Source organism: Kineosporiaceae bacterium SCSIO 59966 (assembly GCA_020881835.1).
Classification (GTDB): domain Bacteria; phylum Actinomycetota; class Actinomycetes; order Actinomycetales; family SCSIO-59966; genus SCSIO-59966.
In genome coordinates, this window is record CP052876.1 from 1,623,110 (window position 1) to 1,644,499 (window position 21,390).

Sequence of the window (21,390 nt, forward strand, 5' to 3'; positions counted from 1 at the left end):
CGGACCTGCCTCCCCCTCTGTCGCCGGTCGCTCCAGAGTCGCCTCGCCCGCACGGTCCGGGCGCCTGAGAGGTTCCGGGGAGTTTGCCCCTTCGGCGCCCCGTCGCCGGCCCGGGGCCGGTCGCGGGGACTCTCCCGCGCGGGGTCTTCGACAGCGCGGACGCTACCAGGGCCGGCGCCCTGCCCTCCACGGGGCGCCGGTACCGTGACGCGCGTGCTGGTTCTGAGCGTCGTCAGCCTCAAGGGCGGGGTGGGCAAGACGTCGGTCGCACTGGGGCTGGCCTCCGCAGCCCGGCACCGCGGGGTACGCACTCTCGTCGTCGACCTGGACCCCCAGGGGGACGCGACCACCGGTCTCGCAGTCGACCTGGGCGAGGTCGAGGACGCCGGCGGCGGCCAGACCGCGGACGTCCTGCAGTCCTCTCGTTCCTCCGTCGTCCGCCGGGCGGTCCGGGTCAGCGGCTGGGACGCCGCCCTGGACGGCGACGGGGTCGTGCACGTCCTGCCCGGCGGCCCCCGGACCGCGACCCACGACGTCCCGGAGCTGCACGGCCGGCGGTTGCACCGACTCGGCAACGCCCTGGCGCACCTCGAGGACGACTACCGGCTCGTCATCGTCGACTGCCCGCCGTCCCTCGGCGGCCTGACCCGGGCCGGCCTGGCCGCGGCGGACCGGGCCCTCGTCGTCACCGAGCCGGGCCTGTTCGCCCTCAACGCGGCAGACGGAGCGCTGCGGGCGGTCGCCGACCTGCGCCAGGGCCCGGCGCCGGACCTGCAGCCGCTCGGGATCCTGGTGAACCGGGTGCGCAGCCGCTCGAGCGAGCACGACTACCGGCTCAGCGAGCTCAAGGGGCTGTTCGGACCGCTGGTGCTCTCCCCCATGGTGCCCGAGCGCAGCGCACTGCAGCAGGCGCAGGGCAGCTCGACGCCGCTGCACGAGTTCCCGGGTCACGGGGCCGCCGAGCTGGCCGGTCTGTTCGACCAGCTCCTGGGCCGGGTGCTGCGGGTGCGTCAGCGCCGGCGCCGACCGGACTGAGCTGGTTCTCAGCCGGTGCGCCGGCTGCGCCGGACGGCGAGCTCGTCGCCGGGGTGGTCCGCGGGCGGCTCCTCGCCGGCGCGCTCGCTGGGCAGCGCGGCCAGGGAGCCCTCGACCTCCCGCCACACCCGGCCGACAGCGATCCCGAAGACCCCCTGACCGCCCTGCACCAGGTCGACCACCTCGTCGGCGGAGGTGCACTCGTAGACGCTGGCGCCGTCACTCATCAGGGTGATCTGGGCCAGGTCCTCCACGCCGCGCTCGCGCAGGTGCGCGACCGCCGTCCGGATCTGCTGGAGGGACACCCCGGTGTCCAGGAGCCGCTTGACGACCTTGAGCACGAGGATGTCGCGGAAGCTGTACAGCCGCTGGGTGCCCGAGCCCGTCGCGGGACGGATGCTCGGCTGCACCAGTCCGGTGCGGGCCCAGTAGTCGAGCTGCCGGTAGGTGATGCCGGCGGCCTTGCAGGCGGTCGGCCCGCGGTAGCCGGAGTCCTCGTCGAGGACCGGCAGGTCGTCGTCGAAGAGGAGTCCCTGCGTCCGTACGGGCACGCCGCGCGCCGTGTCGCCCGTCGCGTCGGTGCCGCTCACGCCGACCTCCCTGTCCTGTCCTGGCACGAGGTCCCACCGGCAGGTGCGGCGGCGGGGCGGTGTCGGGACGCTGTCTGTGCTCGCACGGTACGGCCGGTGGGGGGGCGGGTCAACGAGGCGGCGTTCCTCGCGGCGGGCGTGTCGCCGGACAGGTGACCTTCGACCTCAACCTGAGGTCTGCTCTCCGCCCGGCGGGGACTCGAAGTCCTCGGCACTGACCTGGTCGAGGAACTCGCGGAACTTCTCCACCTCGTCCTCGTCCTCCTCGGGCACCGGGATGCCGCCGGCGTCCAGCACGCTCTCGGCGCCGAGGATGGGACAGCCCACCCGCAGCGCCAGCGCGATCGCGTCGGAGGTGCGCGAGCTGACGGTGAGCCCGCCGTCGAGCACCAGCTCGGCGTAGTAGACGTTGTCCCGGACGTCGACGATGTCCACCCGCTCGAGGGTGCGACCGACCGCCTCGATGACGTCCTTGAGCAGGTCGTGGGTCAGCGGCCGGGGCGGGACGACGCCCTGCTGGGCGAAGGCGATGGCGCTCGCCTCCGGGACGCCGATCCAGATCGGCAGGTAGCGGTCCCCGTCCCGCTCCCGCAGCAGCACGATGGGGTTGTTCGAGGGCATCTCCACCCTCACACCGACGACGTCGAGCTCTCGCACGAGCCCACGGTAACCCCCCGGCGGCAGCCCGGCGACGGGGTCACCCGTTGGGCCCGCCGAGGGCGCTACGCACCAGCGTGGCGTGCAGCCGGACGCACAGCGCCGAGATCTCCCGTGCCACCTCGTCGGCGCGGGCACCCGCACCGGCCTGCCGCTGCCGGCGCAACGGGCTGACGACCTGCTCGACCAGGCCGACCTCCCGGTCGGCCGCGGTGCGGAACGGGCGCAGGTGCCGGGCCTCGATCCCGAAACCGCGCAGCTCGGCCGCCACCGTCGCCACCTCCAGGTCGTCGGCGTCGTACCAGCCGCCCGAGCCGGCGGACACCAGCCCGTAGCTCTCCAGCGCGGTGAGGAGGTCCTCGTCGGCCCCGGCGGCCTCGCACAGCTCGGCGCGGGTGAGCCGCAGCCGGCGGGCCGCGGGCGCGAACCTCTCCGGGCCCGGAGTGGAGTGGTCCGGCACCACGCGGGGGGCACGCGGTGCGCCCCCCGGCAGCTCCGGTGGCTCCAGGCCCCGGTCGAGGGCGTCGAGGTACTCCCGGATCACCCGCAGCGGCAGGTACCGGTCCCGTTGCAGCGCGAGCACGAGCCGGAGCCGTTCGACGTCCTGGGGAGAGAACTTGCGGTAGCCGGACGGCGTCCGCTGAGGCTCCACGAGCCCCTGGTCCTCCAGGAACCGGATCTTGGAGTGGGTGACGTCCGGGAAGTCGGGCTGCAGGGCGGCGAGCACCTCACCGATGGTGTGCAGCCGGGGTTCGCCGCGACCGGCGGCCCGGCGGGAGGCGGCCGTACTCACTGCGCGGTGCCACCGGTGGCGTGACGGTGGGGGTGGAAGGTCATCCGGAACTTGCCGATCTGGACCTCGTCCCCGGCCGCGAGCAGGACGTCGTCCACCCGGTCGCGGTTGACGTACGTGCCGTTGAGGCTGCCGACGTCCCGCAGCCGGAACCGGTCGCCCTCGCGGAGGAACTCGGCGTGCTTGCGGGAGACGGTGACGTCGTCGAGGAAGATGTCCGAGGCGGGGTGACGGCCGGCGGTGGTGCGGTCGGAGTCCAGCAGGAAGCGGGCCCCCGCGTTCGGGCCGCGGCTCACGACAAGGAGCGCCGAGCCGGGCGGCAGGGCGTCGACGGCCCGCTGCTCGTCGCGCGAGAGCGTGGTCTGCTCGGCCTCCCCCTCGGCGACGGACCCGCCCCAGGACACCGTGGTGTCGGGCCCGGACCGCTGGGGCTCTGCGGGCGGTTCTGCCTGGGGCTCTGCGGGCGGTTCTGCCGCGGCCGGGTCGTCCTCGGACGCCATCACGACCTCCTCCCCCTGTCTCGTCGGCTCACGCCGTGGTGCGGCACACCCTAACCCTCGCCTGGAGGGTCGAGGTAGACGTGCGACGTCGTCGTCGCGGCTGCTGTCCCGGTGCGGTCAGGACAGGCTCTGGCGGTACCCGTCGGCGTCGAGCAGCCCGTCGAGCGCGGCCGGGTCCTGGGGCTGCATCTCGAACAGCCACCCGTCGCCGTACGGGTCGGAGTTGACGAGCTCAGGGCTGGCGTCCACGGCGTCGTTGACCGCGGTGACCGTCCCGTCGACAGGCGCGTAGACGTCACTCACGCTCTTGGTCGACTCGATCTCCCCGCAGGGGCTGCCCGCGTTGACGACGTCCCCGACGGCCGGCAGCTGCAGGTAGACGATGTCCCCGAGCGCGTCCTGGGCGTAGGCGGTGATGCCGACCCGGACGACGTCCCCGGCGCGGCGGACCCACTCGTGCTCGGCGGTGTACCGCAGGTCCTCCGGGTACTCGAACTGGGCCATGTCGGGGCTGCTCCTGTCTGCGGGGACTGCTCTACGGACTGTTCGACGAACTGTTCTACGGACTGTTCTACGGGGACGGCGGCGGAGGGGGGTCCACCGGCTCGGCCGGGCGAGCGTACTGAGGCTCCTCGAGCGGCCGCAACGCGTCGATCAGCACCTCGTCGTGCTGGGTGACGACCGCGCTGCCGTCGCGCTCGACCTTGTCCACCACCCCGTCGGGGAAGGACATCGCGGTCGCCAGCGTCTGCGGGTCGCCGATCGCCCGGAACACGTACGGCTGCTCGACGACTCTGCCGTCCACCTCGAGCCGGCCGCCCGGCAGGTCGACGAACGGCGTGCTCGCGACCACGCGCACGTCGTTGACCTGGATCGCCTCGGCCCCGGCGTCCCGCAGCTCCTGGACGACGTCGACGACGAGCCGGGCGTCCACACCGTCCCCGCGAAGGGTCAGGTGGATTCCCGGCCCCCGGGCCGGAGCGGTGCCGGCGAGGATGGACAGCACCTCGACCCGCTCCTGCGCCTGCAGCCGGGCGGCTTCACGGCTGTCACTGCCGGAGAGCAGCTCGTCCCGCGTCGCGGCGAGCTCAGCGGCCTCCTCGTCCAGCCGGTCGGACCGCTCGGTGACGTCGTCGAGAATCCGCACGAGGTCCGACTGGCGCAGCCCGGACAGGTCGGCCTCGTCCGTGGACCCCACCTGGACGACGAGGGCGAACCCGAGCAGGCCGAGCAGCAGGCCGGCGAGGAGCTGGCCGCGTGAGGCCCGGGGCCGCAGGCTCTCCGCGAGCCGCTGCCAGGCCTGGGACCGCTGGGGGTCCTGCGGGGATCCGGTGCTGCTCATGCCCGGAACAGGTGCCGCCGGATGGCCGCGGCGTTGGAGAAGATCCGGATGCCGAGGACGACGACGACGCCGGTGGAGAGCTGGGCGCCCACGCCGAGCTGGTCACCGAGGTAGACGATGAGCGCGGCGACGACGACGTTGGACAGGAACGACACGACGAACACCCGGTCGTCGAAGATGCCGTCGAGGACGGCGCGGAACCCGCCGAACACCGCGTCGAGGGCGGCGACGACGGCGATGGGCAGGTACGGCTGCAGGGCGAGCGGCACCGCTGGCTGGAAGACCAGGCCCAGGACGATGCCGACGAGCAGTCCGAGCGCCGGGATCACGAGCTCACCTCCGTGGGGTCCATCGTCTCACCGCTGCCCCGCGCCGAGGCGCCGTCGGGCACCTCGGCGTACCGCAGCCGCAGCGTGCCGGTGCCGGGCAGCTCCAGGTGGTCCTCGGTCTGGACCGACACCCGTAACCCGTACCTGTCCTGCACGAACGCGAGGTAGCTGGCGGCGGAGGACTCGGCGAGACCGGTGCGCAGCGCGGCCGGGTCGCCGATGGCCTGGACCCGGTAGGGGGGCTGCAGCGGCCGGAAGCCGACGAGGACGGCGCCGCCGGCGGACCGGATCGCCGACAGCGACGTCAGTCGCTGGTCGTTGACGGCGATCGCCTCGGCGCCGGCCTCCCACAGCCCGTTCACGGTCACCTGCACGTCGGCGTCCACGACGCGGTCGTCCTCGGCGTCGCTCTCCCGGGGGTCCTCGGCGAGCGGGTCCCGGACCCGGGAGGCGTCGTCCAGGGTGACGACGAGGCCGGGCCCGGTGACCGGGACGACGCCGGCGTCCTGGGAGAGCCGGCGGGCCAGCTCGAGCACCTCGGGCTCCCCCTGCAGGGCCTCGGCCTGCAGTGCCTCCACCTCGGCACGCAGCGCGTCGACACGCTCGCGGGTGTCGTCGGCGTGCTCGGACCGGGCGGAGATCTCCTCGAGCAGGATGGTGCGGGCGTCCCCGGGCTCGGGACGGCGCAGGTCGAGCACGGCCGCGCCGAGCAGCGTCCCGGTGACGACCGCGGCGAGGGTCCACAGCACCAGGCGCCGGCCGCGGGTGGGGGGCACCCGGCCTTCGCGGCGGTCCTGCGCCGCGAGGGCGTACCCGGGGTCGAGGGGGTTCTCCATCACCTCGGTCAGCAACGACATCGAGTCGTCGCGGCGACGAGTCGGGGTGCTCACCGGCCGGCCCTCACGCAGGCTCGCCGACGCGGGTGCCGGCGAGCAGCAGGCGCATCTGACGCAGGTAGAGCAGGCCGGCCCACCAGTACAGTCCCGTCCCCCACCAGGCGAACGCCCAGCCGAGGGGGCGGGCGACGTCGCCGACGAGGCCCGGCCACTCCCCCAGCAGGATCAGCGGGAAGGCGTAGAGCAGGTTGAACGTCGCGGCCTTGCCGAGGAAGTGCACGGGCAGTGGCCCGTAGCCGTGCCGCGCGAGCACCGGCATGGTCAGCGCCAGCAGCACGTCGCGGGAGACGATGAGGGCCACCAGCCACCACGGGATGAGGTCCCGCCAGGCGAGGCCGAGGAGGGTGGACAGGATGTAGAGCCGGTCGGCGGCCGGGTCGAGGAGCTGCCCGACCCTGGAGATCTGCTGCCACCGACGGGCGAGGTACCCGTCCAACCAGTCGGTGAGCCCGGACACGGCGAGGACGAGCAGCGCCCAGCCGTCCTGCTCGGCGACGATGAGGACGGCGAACACCGGGACGAGCAGCAGGCGGAGCAGGCTCAGGGCGTTCGGGATCGTCAGCACCCGGTCCGTCGTCGCGACATCCACGAGCTGGGACCTCCTGATCCTCACCCCCACTGACGTGCGCAGCCTATGCCAGTCAGCACGTGGAGCCGGGAGGCGCCCACCCTGCGGCGGCGTCCTGCTGGGGGCCGGTGGGGTACGGCAGGCCGTCGGTGATCCGCATCGGCTGCCAGCGGGCGTCCTGGACGCCGTCGACGCCGACCTGCAGGGTCAGCACCCCGGAGGACCGGGCCGGCTCGCGGAAGGCATAGAACACGAAGTTTCCCAGGCCGTAGTGGACGTAGACCCCGTCCGGACGCCGCTCGGCCGGCAACGGGACGTGGGCGTGGCTGCCGACGACGGCGTCCGCGCCGGCCTCGGCCAGCGCGTCGGCGAGCTGGACCTGGCGGTCGGTGGGACAGGCCTCGTACTCGCGGCCCCAGTGGGCGACGACGACGACGACGTCCGCGGCGGCCGCCTCCTGCCGGACGGCGCGCAGCAGCCGGGCCTCGTCCGCGCCCTTGCTGGACGCCATCCCCGGCCGGTCCCCGCGAGCCACCCAGGCGTCGATCGCGAACGCGTCGAGGACGTCGGTGACCGCGAGCACGGACACGTCGAGCCCGTCGACCGTCGTCCGCAACGGCGCGTACGCGGCGTCCTCGTCGCGGCCGGCGCCGATCACCTGGACGCCTGCGTCCTCGGCGGCGGCAAGGGTGTCGTGGAGGCCGACCGCTCCGTAGTCCATCGCGTGGTTGTTGGCGAGGGAGACGGCGTCCACCCCCGCGTCGGCGAGGACGTCGAAGGCGCGGTCGTCCGTGCGGAAGACGTACGTCTTGGGCGCCGGGGTGCCGCGGTCGGTGACGGCGGTCTCGAGGTTCACCACCGCGAGGTCCGCGGCGGCGAGCACGTCGGCGGCCGGGCCGATGCCCTCGGTGAGAGCCCGCGCCGACACGCCCTCGAAGTGGACGTCGCCGGCGACGGCGAGGGTCGCCGTCCCGGTCGGCACCGGCTCGGCGGTCACCACGGCGTCCGCGGGGACGGCGGCCGCGGCCGGAGCGGCGGGAGCGGTCACAGGGGGCCTGGTGGGGGTCCCGGCCGGCTCGGGCGTGCCCACGGCCTCCTGGGCGGCTGCCCCGCCGCTGCAGGCGGCGAGGGTCAGCGCGGCGCAGACGGCCGTGGCGACGAGGCCGGGGCGGGCAGGCACAGGCAGGTCCCCCTGGGTGGTCGTGGTGTGGCTGTGCTGGTCGCGGTGTGGCTGTGTCATGTGTGGCTGTGTGCGTCTCGGCGCGGGCCGGCGACGGGCGGGCGACGGACCGGCGCGCCCCAGGGTACGTGACACCTCACCGGCGTCCCCCGTCCCGGCGAGGGGCGGCGTGGCGGACGTGTAGCATTCCGGCCGTCGCGGGCTGTGGCGCAGCTTGGTAGCGCACCTGACTGGGGGTCAGGGGGTCGTGGGTTCAAATCCCGCCAGCCCGACCAGGTGAGGCTTACTGCAAACACCGACCCTATGGGCCGGGTTTGGAGGAGCTTCCAGGGTCAACGAAGTAAGGGAGTCGCCCATGTGGGCGGCTCCCTTCTTCTTCGCCTGGTAATGCTTGGCCCAGGAGGCCTGGGCGAGGTCGTGCAGGCGGCCAGGCGGTGCTCCGATGGTGCTGGCATGGTAGATCGTCTGGACGGTGAAGAGGTCACCGAGCGGATCCTCAAGGTCGTGGTCGATGATCTCGTCGTGGTCGATGAAGATGTGCTTGAAGATGGCCTGGTTGAGGCGTCGGCGGACTTCGTCGCTGGCGTTCATGTACAGCTCGTAGGGGTCTTCGAGTAGGCACAGGTTGGTCTCGATGAACTCGACGGCGTCTTTGAGGGTGTCGACGGTGGCTTGGAGCTGGGCGGTGAGGCGTTCGCGCTCGGTGCCGATCTCGCGGAGCTTGGCGCGGATCTTCTCCTTGGGGATCGTGTCGTCGACGGCCAGCTCCAGGAGGTTGCTCTCCTGAGTTTGGTCATTCGGTTAGCCCGGCGCTTTCGTCGCGGTCCGGCCTGACGGCGCGTTCATCACATGAAAAGTGCTCCTGACCTGGGATGATGTGGCTTGTCGAAGGTCCACGCGTTCCAGATCGAGGAGCACCTTTCAGGTGAAGCAGCGTAGCCGGTTCTATCCGCGTCTCCACGTCGACACGACCGGTACCGGTGGGGTCGGCCACGGCGGCGGAACGGTGATCACCGAGACGGTCGCCACGACCGGGCTGGATGCGGCGCTGTCGCAGGCGCTGGCGCCGTGGCGCAAGCCGCTGGCGATCCACGATCCGGCCAAGGTGGTACTGGACCTGGCGGTCAGCCTGGTGCTCGGCGGGGACTGCCTGGCCGACGTCGCGGTGCTGCGCGCCGCACCTGAGGTGTACGGCCCGGTCGCGTCGGACCCGACGGTGTCACGGACGATCAGCGCGCTGGCCCAGGACGCCCCCGCAGCACTGAAGGCGATCAATGCGGCGCGGCAGGTCGCGCGCACGACGGCGTGGCGGCTGGCCGGCAGGCATGCTCCGGACGCCGGCACCAGCAGGGACCGGCCGCTGGTCATCGACTTGGACGCCACGCTGGTGACCTCGCACAGCGAAAAGGAGTCCGCCGCGCCGACCTTCAAACGGGGATACGGCTTCCACCCGTTGTGCTCGTTCGTCGACCATGGGGCCGACGGGACCGGGGAGCCGCTGTCGGTGCTGCTGCGGCCCGGGAACGCCGGTTCGAACACCGCCGCCGACCACATCACCGTCACCCGCGAGGCGTTGCGGCAGCTGCCGTCCCACCACAAGGGCACCCGGGCCGGGCGCAAGGTGCTGATCCGCACCGACGCCGCCGGGGCCACCCACGAGTTCCTGAACTGGGTCGTGTCCCAACGCTTGTCGTACTCGGTCGGGTTCACCCTGCCGGCCGACTTCGAGCCGACTCTGAAGCTGATTCCGAAGCAGGCGTGGACCCCCGCCTACGACGGCGACGGTGACGTCCGCGAGGGAGCCTGGGTCACCGAGGTCACCCACCTCCTGGATCTGTCGACGTGGCCGAAAGGCATGCGGGTCATCATCCGCAAAGAACGCCCGCACCCCGGCGCGCAGCTGCGCATCACCGACGTCGACGGGCACCGCATCACCGCGTTCGCCACCAACACCGGCCCCGGCGGCCCGGGCACCCAGCTGGCCGACCTGGAACTGCGGCACCGCCGCCGGGCTCGCGCCGAGGACCGCATCCGCTGCGCCAAGGACACCGGTCTGGCGAACCTGCCGCTGCACGACTTCGCGCAGAACCAGATCTGGTGCGCCATCGTCGCTCTCGCCGCGGAGCTCACCGCGTGGATGCAGATGCTGGCTCTCACCGGGCACGACGCCCGGCGCTGGGAGCCCAAACGGCTACGACTGCGGTTGTTCACCGTCCCGGCCACCCTGGCACGCACCGGCCGCCGGGTCGTCCTGCACGTCAAGACGACCGCGCCCTGGGGACACCTCGTCGACGACGGCGTCCGCCAACTCCGTGCCCTCGCCGCCCCCGGGTGAGCGCCGGCCCACCCGTCCCGACAAACCCAAGGACCCCACCGGCCAGTGGAACCGGCGACCACCCGAGACGACACTCGGGGCGCTGTCACACCCTCCTGCCAGAATCACCCCACGCCGCGGTCACGACCCGCAGCGCCATGATCAACACCGGTGGGATGAAAGATCCGGGCTAGCAGTGTCAGAGGCCGCCGGTAGCGTAGGACACGGCACTATGAGCACAACTTAAGACGCGCCCTCGGCGCGGAGGAGACCACGACAAATGGCGCGAGCAGCGAAGCCGAAACCACAGAAGACCTTGGAGCAGACCCTCTGGGAGGCTGCCGACAAGCTGCGCGGCAACCAAGAGCCGAGCGAGTACAAGCACGTCGTGCTGGGCTTGGTGTTCCTCAAGTACATCTCTGACCGCTTCGAGGAGCGACGGGCAACGCTCGAGGCCGAGCTGGCTGCGGAGGGCATCAAGCCGGAGCGGCTGCCGGACTTCCTCGAAGACCGCGACGAGTACACCAGCCACAACGTGTTCTGGGTGCCGGAGCTAGCGCGCTGGGGCTACATCCAGTCCGTGGCGAAGCAGCCCGAGATCGGTCAGCAAATCGACCAGGCAATGGATCTCATCGAGAAGGAGAACCCTTCCCTGCGTGGCGTTCTCCCGCGCAACTACGGCCGCGACGGCCTCGACAAGCGACGCCTGGGCGAGCTCGTCGACCTGATCGGATCGATCGGCTTCACCGAGACGGACGACCACGGCGCCGATGACGTGCTGGGCCGCGTGTACGAGTACTTCCTCGGTCAGTTTGCCGGCAAGGAGACCGGCAAGGACGCCGGGGCCTTCTACACGCCGCGTTCGGTGGTGAAGACGCTGGTCGAGATGCTGGAGCCCTACCAGGGCCGCGTGTATGACCCTGCGGCGGGCTCGGGCGGCATGTTCGTGCAGTCGGCCGAGTTCGTGAAAGCCCACGGCGGCAAGCGCACCGACATCTCCGTCTACGGCCAGGAGTTCACGGACACGACGTGGAAGCTCGCGAAGATGAACCTGGCGTTGCGAGGTATCGAGGCCGACATGGGGCCGCGCTCGGCGGACTCATTCACTGATGACCTGCACCCTGACCTGCGCGCCGACTTCGTGATTGCCAACCCTCCCTTCAACGTCTCCGACTGGTGGGACGCGAAGCTCGAGGGCGACCCGCGCTGGCAGTACGGCACCCCGCCCCAGGGGAACGCGAACTTCGCGTGGGTGCAACACTTCATCCACCACCTGAGCCCACGAGGCACAGCCGGCTTCGTGCTGGCGAACGGGTCGCTGTCGTCGAAGACAGGCGGCGAGGGCGAGATCCGCCGCAAGCTTGTCGAGGCCGACCTCGTCGACTGCATCGTGGCGATGCCCGACAAGCTGTTCTTCAACACCGGCATTCCCGTCTCGCTCTGGTTTGTCTCGAAGGCCCGTCACGGCAACGGCCACAGGGAGCGTCGCGGTGAGGTGCTCTTCATCGACGCCCGAAAGCTCGGCACGATGGAGTCACGCCGCCTGCGCGTGCTCACCGACGACGACATCGCGAAGATAGCTGGTACCTACCATTCCTGGCGCAACCACGACGGCGGCTACGAGGACCTGCCGGGCTTCGCGAAGGCCGCCTCGCTGGAAGAGATCGCCAAGCACGATTACGTGCTCACCCCAGGCCGCTACGTCGGTGCCGCCGAGGCCGAGGCCGACGACGAACCGATCGACGAGAAGATCGAGCGATTGACGAAGGAACTGTTCGCCGAGTTCGAACGCGGGCGCGAGCTGGAGGACGAGGTTCGGCGACGGCTGGGGGTTCTGGAGTAATGAGCATGTGGGAATCGAAGACGCTCGGTGACCTTTGCTCATTCCAAGCCGGAGGCGCGTTCCCGAGATCCGAGCAGGGCCATGTCTCAGGTGACTATCCGTTCATCAAGGTCAGTGACATGACGTTGCCCGCGAATAGTAAGCGCATCGTCGAAGCTAACAACTGGGTTTCCATTGACGCAGCTGAACGGATGAGACTCAAGCTCGTCCCCGCGGGCGCTGTCGCCTTCGCGAAAATTGGCGAAGGCCTTAAGGCTGAGCGACTCCGCCAGATCACTCGCGCTACGGCGATGGATAACAACATGATGGCCGCAGTGCCTAAGCCTGGAAAGGTCGACGAACGCTTTCTGTTGTATCTCATCGAGAGCGTGAACATAGCGTCTTGGGCTCAAGGAAGCGCACTTCCCTACCTGAGTCAGACTGTCCTGTCGGAAATTCCGGTTCGGGTGCCCGACCTTCCAGAGCAGCGCGCCATCGCCGCGACACTCGGCGCGCTCGACGACAAGATCGAGTCGAACCGGCGAACGGTCGCGTTGATCCCTCAGCTCGTTCGCGCTCGAGTAGATGCTTCGATTTCTCAAGCGGGTGACCGAATCGCAGTCGCTGAGCTCGCGCACTTCGTCAACGGCGGCGCTTACACAAAAGTTGCGACCGGAACGGGGCGCATGGTGATCCGAATTGCTGAGCTGAACTCCGGGCCCGGAGGTTCGACTGTGTATAACGACATTGACGTGCCGGATGAGAAGGTCGCGCGTGCTGGTGACATCTTGATGTCTTGGTCGGGATCACTCGGGGTGTACCGCTGGTTCCGCGACGAGGCGATCGTCAACCAGCACATCTTCAAGGTGATCCCGACGGGGTATCCAGCCTGGCTCGTGTTCGACCGCCTCGACGCGGTGATGCCGATCTTCCGAGGAGTTGCCGCCGACAAGGCCACCACCATGGGTCACATCCAGAGAGGGCATCTGGAGAGCACGAACGTCGAGATTCCGGTTGTCTCCGAGATCGAGCAGCTGAACGAGATGCTGTCGCCGCTCTGGGGACGTTTGCTCTCGGCGGAGCGCGAAGTCGTCCGCCTTACTAAGCTTCGCGACGCCCTCCTCCCTGAATTACTCTCCGGTCGCATGCGCGTCCCTGCTGAAGGAGTCGCCGCATGACAGGGATCAATGTCGAGTGGGCTCTTGGTGAGCTGGACAAGTTCATCCAGCAGACCGTGATGACGAACAACAGCTATGTCGGTAACGGAGTCGTGTCGCTCTCCAACAAGTCCAGCACCGCGGCTACGGACGCCGAGGTGGCGCAGCAAGCACAGGTCGTGGAGAAGATCTTTGACCGGGTCGTGCCGAGCTGGCGCACCGACATCGAGCTACGTAAGAGCAACCGCTGGACACGGCACCGTGAGGCGGCTATTCGCGTGAAGGCAGAGCTGGAGCGTCAGGAGGAGGTCCGCAAGAACCTTGGCGATGACGCCCCGGAGTTGTCGGCTGCGAACCTGCATCCGTGGGTCTGGGACGGCGCGTCGTCGCTGTGGCACTCGGGGCACTTCCGCGAGGCCGTAGAAGGCGCGATTCGCAAGTTGAACGCCGAGACGCAGAACAAGCTCGGTCGTCGTGATGTGAGCGAGACAGATCTCTTCAACCAGGCGTTCAGCGAACAGCCCGCTGCTGCGAAGAATCCGCGTCTGCACCGTATGCCGGATGACGGTAGTAAGACCTTCAGGTCGGTGCAGCGTGGTGCTCGCATGTTTGCCGAGGGCGTGTTCGCTGGTATCCGTAACCCGCTTGCTCACGAGGCTGACCAGGAGATGCCCGAACAGCAAGCCCTTGAGTACTTGGCGGCGCTCAGTGTGCTGGCGCGCTGGGTGGATGAATCGACGTTGGAGGTTGCATCGTGAGCGCGTTCAACGAGAACACCGTCGAGCTGGCGGCGCTGGAGTACTTCGCGGAGCTGGGCTACCACACCCTGCACGGCCCGGACATCGCACCGGGCGAGCCGGGCGCGGAGCGTGACTCCTATGAGGAGGTGTTCCTCTGGGGCCGGCTGCGTGATGCGATCAGGCGGATCAATCCCGGGACTTCCCCTGCCCTGATCGACGAGGCGATCAAGCGCGTGCGGCGTGCGGAGTCGCAGAGCCCAATCGATGAGAACTATCGACTGCATCAGCTCATCACGGAGGGCGTGCCTGTTGAGCGTCGGGATGCTGACGGTGCGCTGCGGACGACCAGGTTGTGGCTGGTCGACTTCGAGCAGCCGGAGAACAACGACTGGGTGGCGATTAACCAGTTCACGATCGTCGAGAACGGCAAGAACCGCCGGCCTGACGTGCTGGTGCTCGTCAATGGTATGCCGTTGGCGCTGCTGGAGTTGAAGAACCCGACTGCCGAGCACGCCACGCTGAAGTCGGCGTGGAACCAGGTACAGACGTACCGGCAGGACATCCCGTCCGTGTTCGTGCCCAATGCCGTGACGGTCATCTCGGATGGCACGTCGGCGGCGATGAGCAGCTACGCCGGAGCGTTCGAACACTATGCGCCGTGGAAGACCATCGAGGGCCGCGAGGTGGTCAGTGACCGCCCGGCTCTTGAAGTGCTGATCAAGGGAGTGTTCGAGCCGAAGCGGTTCCTTGATTTGCTGCAAAACTTCATCGTCTTCAGCGACGAGACCGCCACCGACAAGGCCACTGGGCAGCCGACACGGGTGCTGGTGAAGCGGGTGGCGAAGTACCACCAGTACTGGGCGGTGAACGCGGCGGTCGAGTCGACCGTGCAGGCGTCCCGGCCTGATGGTGATCGTCGTGGAGGCGTGGTCTGGCACACCCAGGGGTCGGGCAAGAGCTTCGAGATGGTGTTCTATGCCGCGAAGATCATGCGCGATCCTCGGATGGCGAATCCGACGCTGGTGTTCATCACGGATCGCAACGACTTGGACGACCAGCTGTTCGGCGAGACGTTCGCCCCTGCTCGTATCCTCCCGGAGACCCCTGTGCAGGCCGCGACTCGTACTGATCTGCGGACGAAGCTGAAGCGCGCGTCGGGTGGCATCGTCTTCACGACACTGCAGAAGTTCGCTCCAGGTGAGGATGGCGATGCCAACCCGGTGCTGACGGATCGTCGCAACGTGGTGGTTGTGGCGGACGAGGCGCATCGTAGCCAGTACGGCTTCGGTGAGACGCTGGATCGTCACGGGCGCTTGCGCTCAGGTCTGGCGAAGCACATGCGAGATGCGTTGCCTGGTGCTACCTACATCGGCTTCACTGGTACACCGATCGAATCGAACGACAAGTCCACGCGCTCGGTGTTCGGCGACTACATCGACGTCTACGACCTCACGCGTGCGGTCGAGGACGGCGCGACGGTGAAGATCTTCTACGAATCGCGCCTGGCGAAGATCGACCTGTCCGACGATGACCTCGCCGCGCTCGACGAGTTGGCGGACGAGATCACGGAGACCGTCGAAGAGGATGCCGCCACGGCGGCGAAGTCCCGCTGGTCGCGCCTGGAGGCCATCGTCGGTGCTGACTCGCGGCTCGATCTCATTGCTCGGGACATCGTCGAGCACTGGGAGAAGCGGCGAGAAGCGCTGTTCGGTAAGGGCATGATCGTGACGATGAGCCGTCGTATCGCGGTGCGGCTCTATGAGAAGATCGTCGCGCTTCGCCCCGACTGGCATTCGGACGATCCCGCTAAGGGAAAGATCAAGGTCGTCATGACCGGCTCGGCCGCGGACCCGGCCGAGTTCCAGCCGCACATCCACTCCAAGGACGTCCGCAAAGACCTCAAGCTCCGGGCCAAGAACCCCGACGACGAACTTGAACTGGTGATCGTCCGCGACATGTGGCTGACCGGCTTCGATGCGCCCAGCATGCACACGATGTACGTCGACAAGACCATGCAGGGTGCAGGGCTCATGCAGGCCATCGCTCGAGTCAACCGCACCTTCCGGGACAAGCCCGGCGGGCTCATCGTCGACTACATCGGCGTGTTCGCGAACCTTCAGGCGGCCCTCCAGGAGTACTCACCCTCCGACCGTGACCAGGCAGGCGTACCGATCGACGACATGGTCGCCGTCATGCTGGAGAAGCACGACATCATCCGGGGACTGCTGCACGGCGTCGATTACAACTCCTCGCCAGCTCTCACCGCCCCCCAGCGCCTGGCAGAGTACGCCAAGGTGCTCGACTTCGTCATGGCCGACCCCGACCGCACCAAGCGCTTCAACGACCAGGTGCTCGCACTGGCTAAGGCGTTCGCTCTGGCTGGAGCGCGCGACGAGGCGGCAGCGATCCGCAACGACGTGCGCTTGTTCACTGACGTGCGTGCCGCCATCTTGAAGATCCAGAATCCGGATTCTGGGCGTGGCGGATCTGGGGCTGTCGAGATCGACACGGCGCTCGGGCAGCTGCTCAACGAGGCGGTCGCTGCCGACCAGGTGGTCGACATTTACAAGCTCGCTGGTGTCGAGACGCCGGAGCTGTCGATCCTGAGCGATGAGTTCCTTGACTCGCTCGCGGAGAAGGACAAGCCGAACCTGCAGATGGGGTTGCTGCGGCGCCTTCTCAACGACCAGATTCGCACTGTGCAGCGCACCAACCTTGTGCAGGCACGGAAGTTCTCCGAACTGCTCGACGAGGCGATCAATCGGTACACGAACCGATCGCTGACGACGGCGGAGATCATCGCGGAGTTGGTGAAGCTCGCCAAGCAGATGCGCGACGACCAGAAGCGGCATGACGAGTTGGGGCTGCGGGAGGACGAGGTCGCGTTCTACGACGCCATCGTGCAGAACGATGCCGCCGTGCTGGAGCTTGGCGACGAGGTACTCAAGGAGATCGCGCAGAAGCTCGTCAAGGCTGTGCGGGAGTCCGCGACCATCGACTGGAATCTCAAGGATTCCGTCCGAGCCACCATGCGCACCAAGGTGCGGCGCCTGCTGGCACGCTACGACTACCCGCCTGACGCTGAGGCGAAAGCCATTGAACTGGTGCTCGAGCAGGCCGAGCTGTTTGCTAAGGGGGAGGCCGACTGATGCCTGAGCTCGACACGACCCGCGCGCCGCGAGGCGTTCTGGCAGCTCAGGCGCTTGTGGCAGCCGTCGCAGAGCAAGGTGACCTGGCCGAGCGTCACTACCTTGAGCTGAAGAGCACGCTTGATCTGTCGACGAAGAAGGACAAGGAGAAGATCGCCAAGTTCATCCTCGGCGCTGCTAACCGTATGCCAGACGTGGCAGCTACGGCCTTCGAGGGGTACGGCGTCATGATCATCGGTGTGGCGCAGGGCGCTATCACCGGCATCCCGCCCGTCGAGATGATGGAGATCTCGAAGGTGATCCAGAAGTATGTCGGCGCCGCCGGCCCTCGCTGGGACATCGTGTGGGTGCCGGTAGAAGGGTCGACAAACCAAGTGCTCGTGATCATCGTGGATCCGCCGAAGCTTGGACAGGCGCCCTTCCCTTGCCGCGCGACTGGGGACTCACTCACAGACGGCCGCATCTACATACGCGCTGACGGCGAGACGCGAGAAGCGAACTCTGAAGAGCTCGATCTTCTGATTCAGCGTGGCTCAGCAGGAGCACAAGTCGAAATTGACTTCGCAGTTGAGGTACTCGGTGAGATTGCTTCCGTAGCCGTTGACGAGGAAAGCACCCTCGATGAGTACTTGAGCAAGATGCGTGCGCGTCTCATCGATGCGATGCCGAGGCCTGAACCGCAATCGACGGATGCGGCTTCTCTGAGAGCTGGTCTCGCTGGACTATCTGCGTACAGGGCCGCCATCGATGGCTTGTCACCAGTAGTCAGTGCCCTGATGGAACCTGAGCAACGTTCTGAGGAGGAGTACCTCGAGTCGATCGATCGTTGGGAGTCGAAGTTCCGCGCAGCATGGACAGCGGCGCTCCCCAAGATCGCAGCAAGCCAGCTTCGCCCGGCCATCATCAGGATCACGAACCGAACGACGACGTTCTTCCACGATGTCGAGGTAAACCTTCACCTCGAAGGGGATATCTTTGCCTTCGACTACAGCGAACCCGAATGGGCGGACGACTTCTCTGACCTTGAGCTGCCTCATCCGCCGCGCAAGTGGGGGCCGACGCAGCGATCACTTGGCATCCCGAACTACGCGAACATGGGCCAGCTCTACACGCCGAGCGCGACGCAGTACATCCCGCCCTCGATCAGCTACAAGAACGGCGGCTCGGTCGACCTCAACCTGGACGTGGGCGAACTACGGCCGCGCGGAACATATGAGTCCGAAGACGAGGAGATCGTGCTGGTCGTCGCCGATCGTTCGCTTACGTCGATTCGCGGTACATGGGAGCTCACCGCTCGCGACCACCACGATGTTTACACAGGAGAGATCGACGTGGCCGTGGCGGGGAATCGCGACTTGACGGCTGTCGCACGTCAGATCCTGGCTCTGGAGGAGGCTGTCGAGTGAGGTCACGCTCCGCTCACTGGAAGCGATCGAGATCGCTCAACACGCCAGCGACGCACTCCCAGTCAGAAGGTCGTTCGGTATGGCAACGGTAGAGCAGCAGGTTCTGGACTCGAGCAACGCGATCGACCAGAACATCTCGGTGATCACGACCGACCGCGGGTTCCTGTCACAGAACCTGCTGCAATACCTGCGCCATCTCGTCGAGGGCTTGGTCGTCTATGCGCACGTTCCAGATCGGTCGGTCACGTACAACTACCAGACGCAGTTTGAAGCCGCGCGGGACGCAGTGAACGGCGATGCCCGTTATCGCCTGCTGACGCGCTTCCACAACCTGCTTCAGATCAGCGTCTCGCACTACACCCTCGACCGGGATCCCTCTGAGCGCCTGATGCTCAAGTACTACGAGTACCTGCTACGCACGCGTGACCTCGCGAAGCAGCACCTTGGCCTGGACATCCTCCGGAATCTCGAGCAGTTCCCGCTTCATGAGGATCCGGCGCTTCGCGCATACTACGAGAAAATTGCTGGTCGAATCGAGGCATCAAAGCACGACCTGCTGACCGGCAAGACGGAGCGCTACTACATCAACAGCTCGCGGCCGTTCTTCATCGGCGGCCGAATCTACTACGAGGTCACCTTCAGCCTCGCCCACAACCGGACGAGCAAGTTCGATCGGATCATCGGCTTCACCGACATAGACGTGAGCGACTACTACGCCGCGAAACTCGAGCTCGCGAACGACTCGATCGACGTACTTGGTCAGACGATGCCGATCATCATCGTCCGCGACTGGTCGGTGTCGATCCGTCCGTGCGAGTTCGACAACTTCGCTCGGCTCCTCGGCCAGCAGACCAAGGTACAGTCAGGTCACGTCGAGTACCGCAACCTGATGCAGTACCTAACGCTGACACGTCACAATCTGCTCGACCTCATTGACTCGTCAGACGCGGTGTACAACCAGGTGAAGACCTGGGCCCTCGCGAACGCCCAGCGGACGCCGCTCATCTTCCCTGCACTGGACGCGGCGAGGGCAATCATCCAGCGAAACCGTCCAGGAACCCGACTCCTGCGTTACCTGATACTCCGCATGAACAACCAGATCCTGAAGGCGCAGTACAGCGTCGGTGAGTGCTCCAGGCTCTCCAGCCTCCATGTTGTATGGGGTTGCGTTCCGTTCGATACGATGCCCTTCTGTACGTTCCTCGTCGACCACAAGCCGCGTTTTGTTGATGTAGCCGCGAGCGTTTCGGCGACTGGGCGGGAACATGAGCTCCTGGCCCGCAGAGTGCGCAATAACGTCGAACAGCGTGGAATGATCTACACCCCAGACTCCGAGCTCACGGATCTTGGCGACATCGATAGCTTGATTAGCGCCTACAACGGGAATGTGTACTACAAGCATGCGAATCGCAGGATTAAGCATGACAACGGCCACGTTTTCATCACGGGGTACGAGGATGGCACGGTAGAGATCATCGAGCAGCTCCAGAAGATCGCCTCGGGCGGTATCGATGACTATGTGGACAATGTCGCCGCATGGCTCGACGAGAACGCGAAGCTTCCGGACGGTGATCCGCAGAAGGTTGACGATGACATCAAGGCTGATGCCCTGCGGAAGCTCTTCGCCCACTCGAAGGTCGCCCTGATCTACGGCGCAGCCGGCACCGGCAAGTCCACGATGGTCAACCACATCGCGAACTACTTCGAGAGTGAGCGGAAGCTCTTCCTGGCACACACCAACCCGGCCGTCGACAACCTGAAGCGCCGCGTCGACGCTCCCAACGCACACTTCAGCACGATCTCCAAGCATGTGCGGGGCGACTGGGACACATCAGGTCATTTCGATGTCGTAGTCATCGATGAATGCAGTACGGTCAGCAACGCTGCGTTCCTCGAGGTGCTCGCCAACACCGACTTCGATCTGCTGGTGCTAGTCGGTGATGTCTACCAGATCGAGTCCATCGAGTTCGGGAACTGGTTTGGCACAATTCGCTCGTACATCCCGCCGGAGTCAGTGCACGAACTGACACACCCGTTCCGCACGACCGACGAGGCGCTCCTGACCCTCTGGGATCGCGTGCGCGACCTTGACGACAGGATCGAAGAATCGCTGTCGAAGAACGAGTACTCCAAGGAACTGGGGGAGTCGCTCTTTACGCGGCACGGCGCCGACGAGATCGTGCTCTGCCTCAACTACGACGGCTTGTACGGAATCAATAACGTCAACCGCTTCATTCAAGCAAACAACCCAAACCCGGCATACGTCTGGGGTGAAGCTGTCTACAAGGTTGGTGATCCGGTGCTCTTCAATGAGACGGATCGCTTCCGTCCGCTGATCTTCAACAACATGAAGGGCAAGATTGTCGGAATCAGCCAGGCGCCCGGGAAGATTACCTTCGACGTCGACCTTGGGCTCGGGCGCGACGTGACAGCGATGGAGGCGATGCACTCGAACCTCCGCGTCGTCGGAGGCTCCGTGGTCCAGTTCGACGTCATCGAGCGCCCAGACACGGACGAGGACGATGACTCGACGACGACCATCGTGCCATTCCAGATTGCCTACGCGGTCTCGATCCACAAGGCGCAGGGTCTCGAGTTCGACTCGGTGAAGGTCGTCATCACGGAAGCCAACGAAGAGAACATCTCGCACAGCATCTTCTACACAGCGATTACGCGGGCTCGGAAGCACCTCGAGGTCTACTGGACGCCATCGACGCAGAAGCGGATTCTGGATCGGCTCGAGGTTCGAGAGAACAGGAAGGATGAGAACCTGCTTCAGCAGCGTCGTGGGGTGATCCCTGTTACCAAGGTGCCCAAGCGCCAGAAGGTGCGCCAAAGACCGTAACTGTCTTGAGTTTGTGACCCTGTTGGAACTCCCGCTTCGCCACGCTCTACCTGCCCCGCTGGGTGTC

At 67.1% G+C, this 21,390-nt stretch carries 19 protein-coding genes, 1 tRNA gene and 1 riboswitch; of the genes, 9 read left to right on the forward strand and 11 right to left on the reverse strand.

Going from position 1 to position 21,390, the window contains the following annotated elements; translation table 11 throughout:
- Positions 1-42: 42 nt before the first annotated feature.
- Positions 43-147: riboswitch (glycine riboswitch) on the reverse strand.
- A gap of 66 nt (positions 148-213) precedes the next feature.
- The gene (locus HJG43_07675; GenBank protein ID UER54435.1) at positions 214-1,035 is read left to right on the forward strand and encodes a ParA family protein; all 822 of its coding nucleotides are present in this window, start codon (positions 214-216) and stop codon (positions 1,033-1,035) included.
- A gap of 8 nt (positions 1,036-1,043) precedes the next feature.
- On the opposite strand, the gene HJG43_07680 is transcribed toward HJG43_07675, so the two are convergent.
- The 10 genes from HJG43_07680 to HJG43_07725 all read right to left on the reverse strand — a co-directional run bounded on the left by HJG43_07680 (position 1,044) and on the right by HJG43_07725 (position 7,950).
- Positions 1,044-1,625 carry a MerR family transcriptional regulator gene (locus HJG43_07680; protein UER54436.1) on the reverse strand — a complete coding sequence of 194 codons (582 nt, stop codon included), beginning with the start codon at positions 1,623-1,625 and terminating at the stop codon, positions 1,044-1,046.
- Between the two features lie 165 nt (positions 1,626-1,790).
- Positions 1,791-2,282, reverse strand: coding sequence for a bifunctional nuclease family protein (locus tag HJG43_07685; protein UER54437.1), 492 nt, complete (start codon positions 2,280-2,282; stop codon positions 1,791-1,793).
- 40 nt (positions 2,283-2,322) lie between these two features.
- Positions 2,323-3,075: a MerR family transcriptional regulator gene (locus HJG43_07690; protein ID UER54438.1), complete on the reverse strand. Its 753-nt coding sequence runs from the start codon at positions 3,073-3,075 to the stop codon at positions 2,323-2,325.
- Positions 3,072-3,575 (reverse strand): FHA domain-containing protein, encoded by a 504-nt coding sequence (locus HJG43_07695; protein UER54439.1) that lies wholly within the window; start codon positions 3,573-3,575, stop codon positions 3,072-3,074. The genes HJG43_07690 and HJG43_07695 overlap by 4 nt, the downstream gene beginning before the upstream one ends.
- 117 nt (positions 3,576-3,692) lie before the next feature.
- Positions 3,693-4,079 (reverse strand): glycine cleavage system protein GcvH, encoded by a 387-nt coding sequence (gene gcvH / locus HJG43_07700; protein ID UER54440.1) that lies wholly within the window; start codon positions 4,077-4,079, stop codon positions 3,693-3,695.
- Positions 4,080-4,146: 67 nt separating this feature from the next.
- The gene (locus HJG43_07705; GenBank protein UER54441.1) at positions 4,147-4,917 is read right to left on the reverse strand and encodes a DUF881 domain-containing protein; all 771 of its coding nucleotides are present in this window, start codon (positions 4,915-4,917) and stop codon (positions 4,147-4,149) included.
- Positions 4,914-5,246 carry a small basic family protein gene (locus tag HJG43_07710; protein UER54442.1) on the reverse strand — a complete coding sequence of 111 codons (333 nt, stop codon included), beginning with the start codon at positions 5,244-5,246 and terminating at the stop codon, positions 4,914-4,916. Before HJG43_07710 ends, HJG43_07705 begins: the two co-directional genes overlap by 4 nt.
- Positions 5,243-6,136, reverse strand: coding sequence for a DUF881 domain-containing protein (locus HJG43_07715; GenBank protein UER54443.1), 894 nt, complete (start codon positions 6,134-6,136; stop codon positions 5,243-5,245). The genes HJG43_07710 and HJG43_07715 overlap by 4 nt, the downstream gene beginning before the upstream one ends.
- A gap of 10 nt (positions 6,137-6,146) precedes the next feature.
- Positions 6,147-6,707 carry a CDP-alcohol phosphatidyltransferase family protein gene (locus HJG43_07720; GenBank protein ID UER55813.1) on the reverse strand — a complete coding sequence of 187 codons (561 nt, stop codon included), beginning with the start codon at positions 6,705-6,707 and terminating at the stop codon, positions 6,147-6,149.
- Between the two features lie 76 nt (positions 6,708-6,783).
- Positions 6,784-7,950 carry a CapA family protein gene (locus HJG43_07725; protein ID UER54444.1) on the reverse strand — a complete coding sequence of 389 codons (1,167 nt, stop codon included), beginning with the start codon at positions 7,948-7,950 and terminating at the stop codon, positions 6,784-6,786.
- 138 nt (positions 7,951-8,088) lie between these two features.
- On the opposite strand from HJG43_07725, the gene HJG43_07730 reads away from it, so the two are divergent.
- Positions 8,089-8,165, forward strand: a tRNA-Pro gene (locus HJG43_07730).
- Here the strand turns inward: HJG43_07730 and HJG43_07735 are convergent.
- Positions 8,128-8,481 (reverse strand): hypothetical protein, encoded by a 354-nt coding sequence (locus tag HJG43_07735; protein UER54445.1) that lies wholly within the window; start codon positions 8,479-8,481, stop codon positions 8,128-8,130. The genes HJG43_07730 and HJG43_07735 overlap by 38 nt on opposite strands.
- Positions 8,482-8,815: 334 nt before the next feature.
- Between HJG43_07735 and HJG43_07740 the strand changes: the two genes are divergently transcribed.
- From HJG43_07740 to HJG43_07770, 7 genes are all read left to right on the forward strand, one after another.
- Complete coding sequence (locus HJG43_07740) at positions 8,816-10,225, forward strand: IS1380 family transposase (protein UER54446.1); 1,410 nt, start codon at positions 8,816-8,818, stop codon at positions 10,223-10,225.
- A 259-nt stretch (positions 10,226-10,484) separates the two neighbouring features.
- The gene (locus HJG43_07745) at positions 10,485-12,047 is read left to right on the forward strand and encodes an SAM-dependent DNA methyltransferase (GenBank protein UER54447.1); all 1,563 of its coding nucleotides are present in this window, start codon (positions 10,485-10,487) and stop codon (positions 12,045-12,047) included.
- Positions 12,047-13,204, forward strand: a complete 1,158-nt coding sequence (locus tag HJG43_07750; protein ID UER54448.1) for a hypothetical protein — start codon at positions 12,047-12,049, stop codon at positions 13,202-13,204. The genes HJG43_07745 and HJG43_07750 overlap by 1 nt, the downstream gene beginning before the upstream one ends.
- Entirely contained in the window at positions 13,201-13,941 is a 741-nt protein-coding gene (locus tag HJG43_07755) for a restriction endonuclease (protein UER54449.1), read from the forward strand. The genes HJG43_07750 and HJG43_07755 overlap by 4 nt, the downstream gene beginning before the upstream one ends.
- Positions 13,938-17,072: a type I restriction endonuclease subunit R gene (locus HJG43_07760; GenBank protein UER54450.1), complete on the forward strand. Its 3,135-nt coding sequence runs from the start codon at positions 13,938-13,940 to the stop codon at positions 17,070-17,072. Before HJG43_07755 ends, HJG43_07760 begins: the two co-directional genes overlap by 4 nt.
- Positions 17,072-18,478, forward strand: a complete 1,407-nt coding sequence (locus HJG43_07765; protein UER54451.1) for a hypothetical protein — start codon at positions 17,072-17,074, stop codon at positions 18,476-18,478. Before HJG43_07760 ends, HJG43_07765 begins: the two co-directional genes overlap by 1 nt.
- Positions 18,479-18,557: 79 nt before the next feature.
- Entirely contained in the window at positions 18,558-21,323 is a 2,766-nt protein-coding gene (locus HJG43_07770; GenBank protein UER54452.1) for an AAA family ATPase, read from the forward strand.
- Positions 21,324-21,390 lie beyond the last annotated feature (67 nt).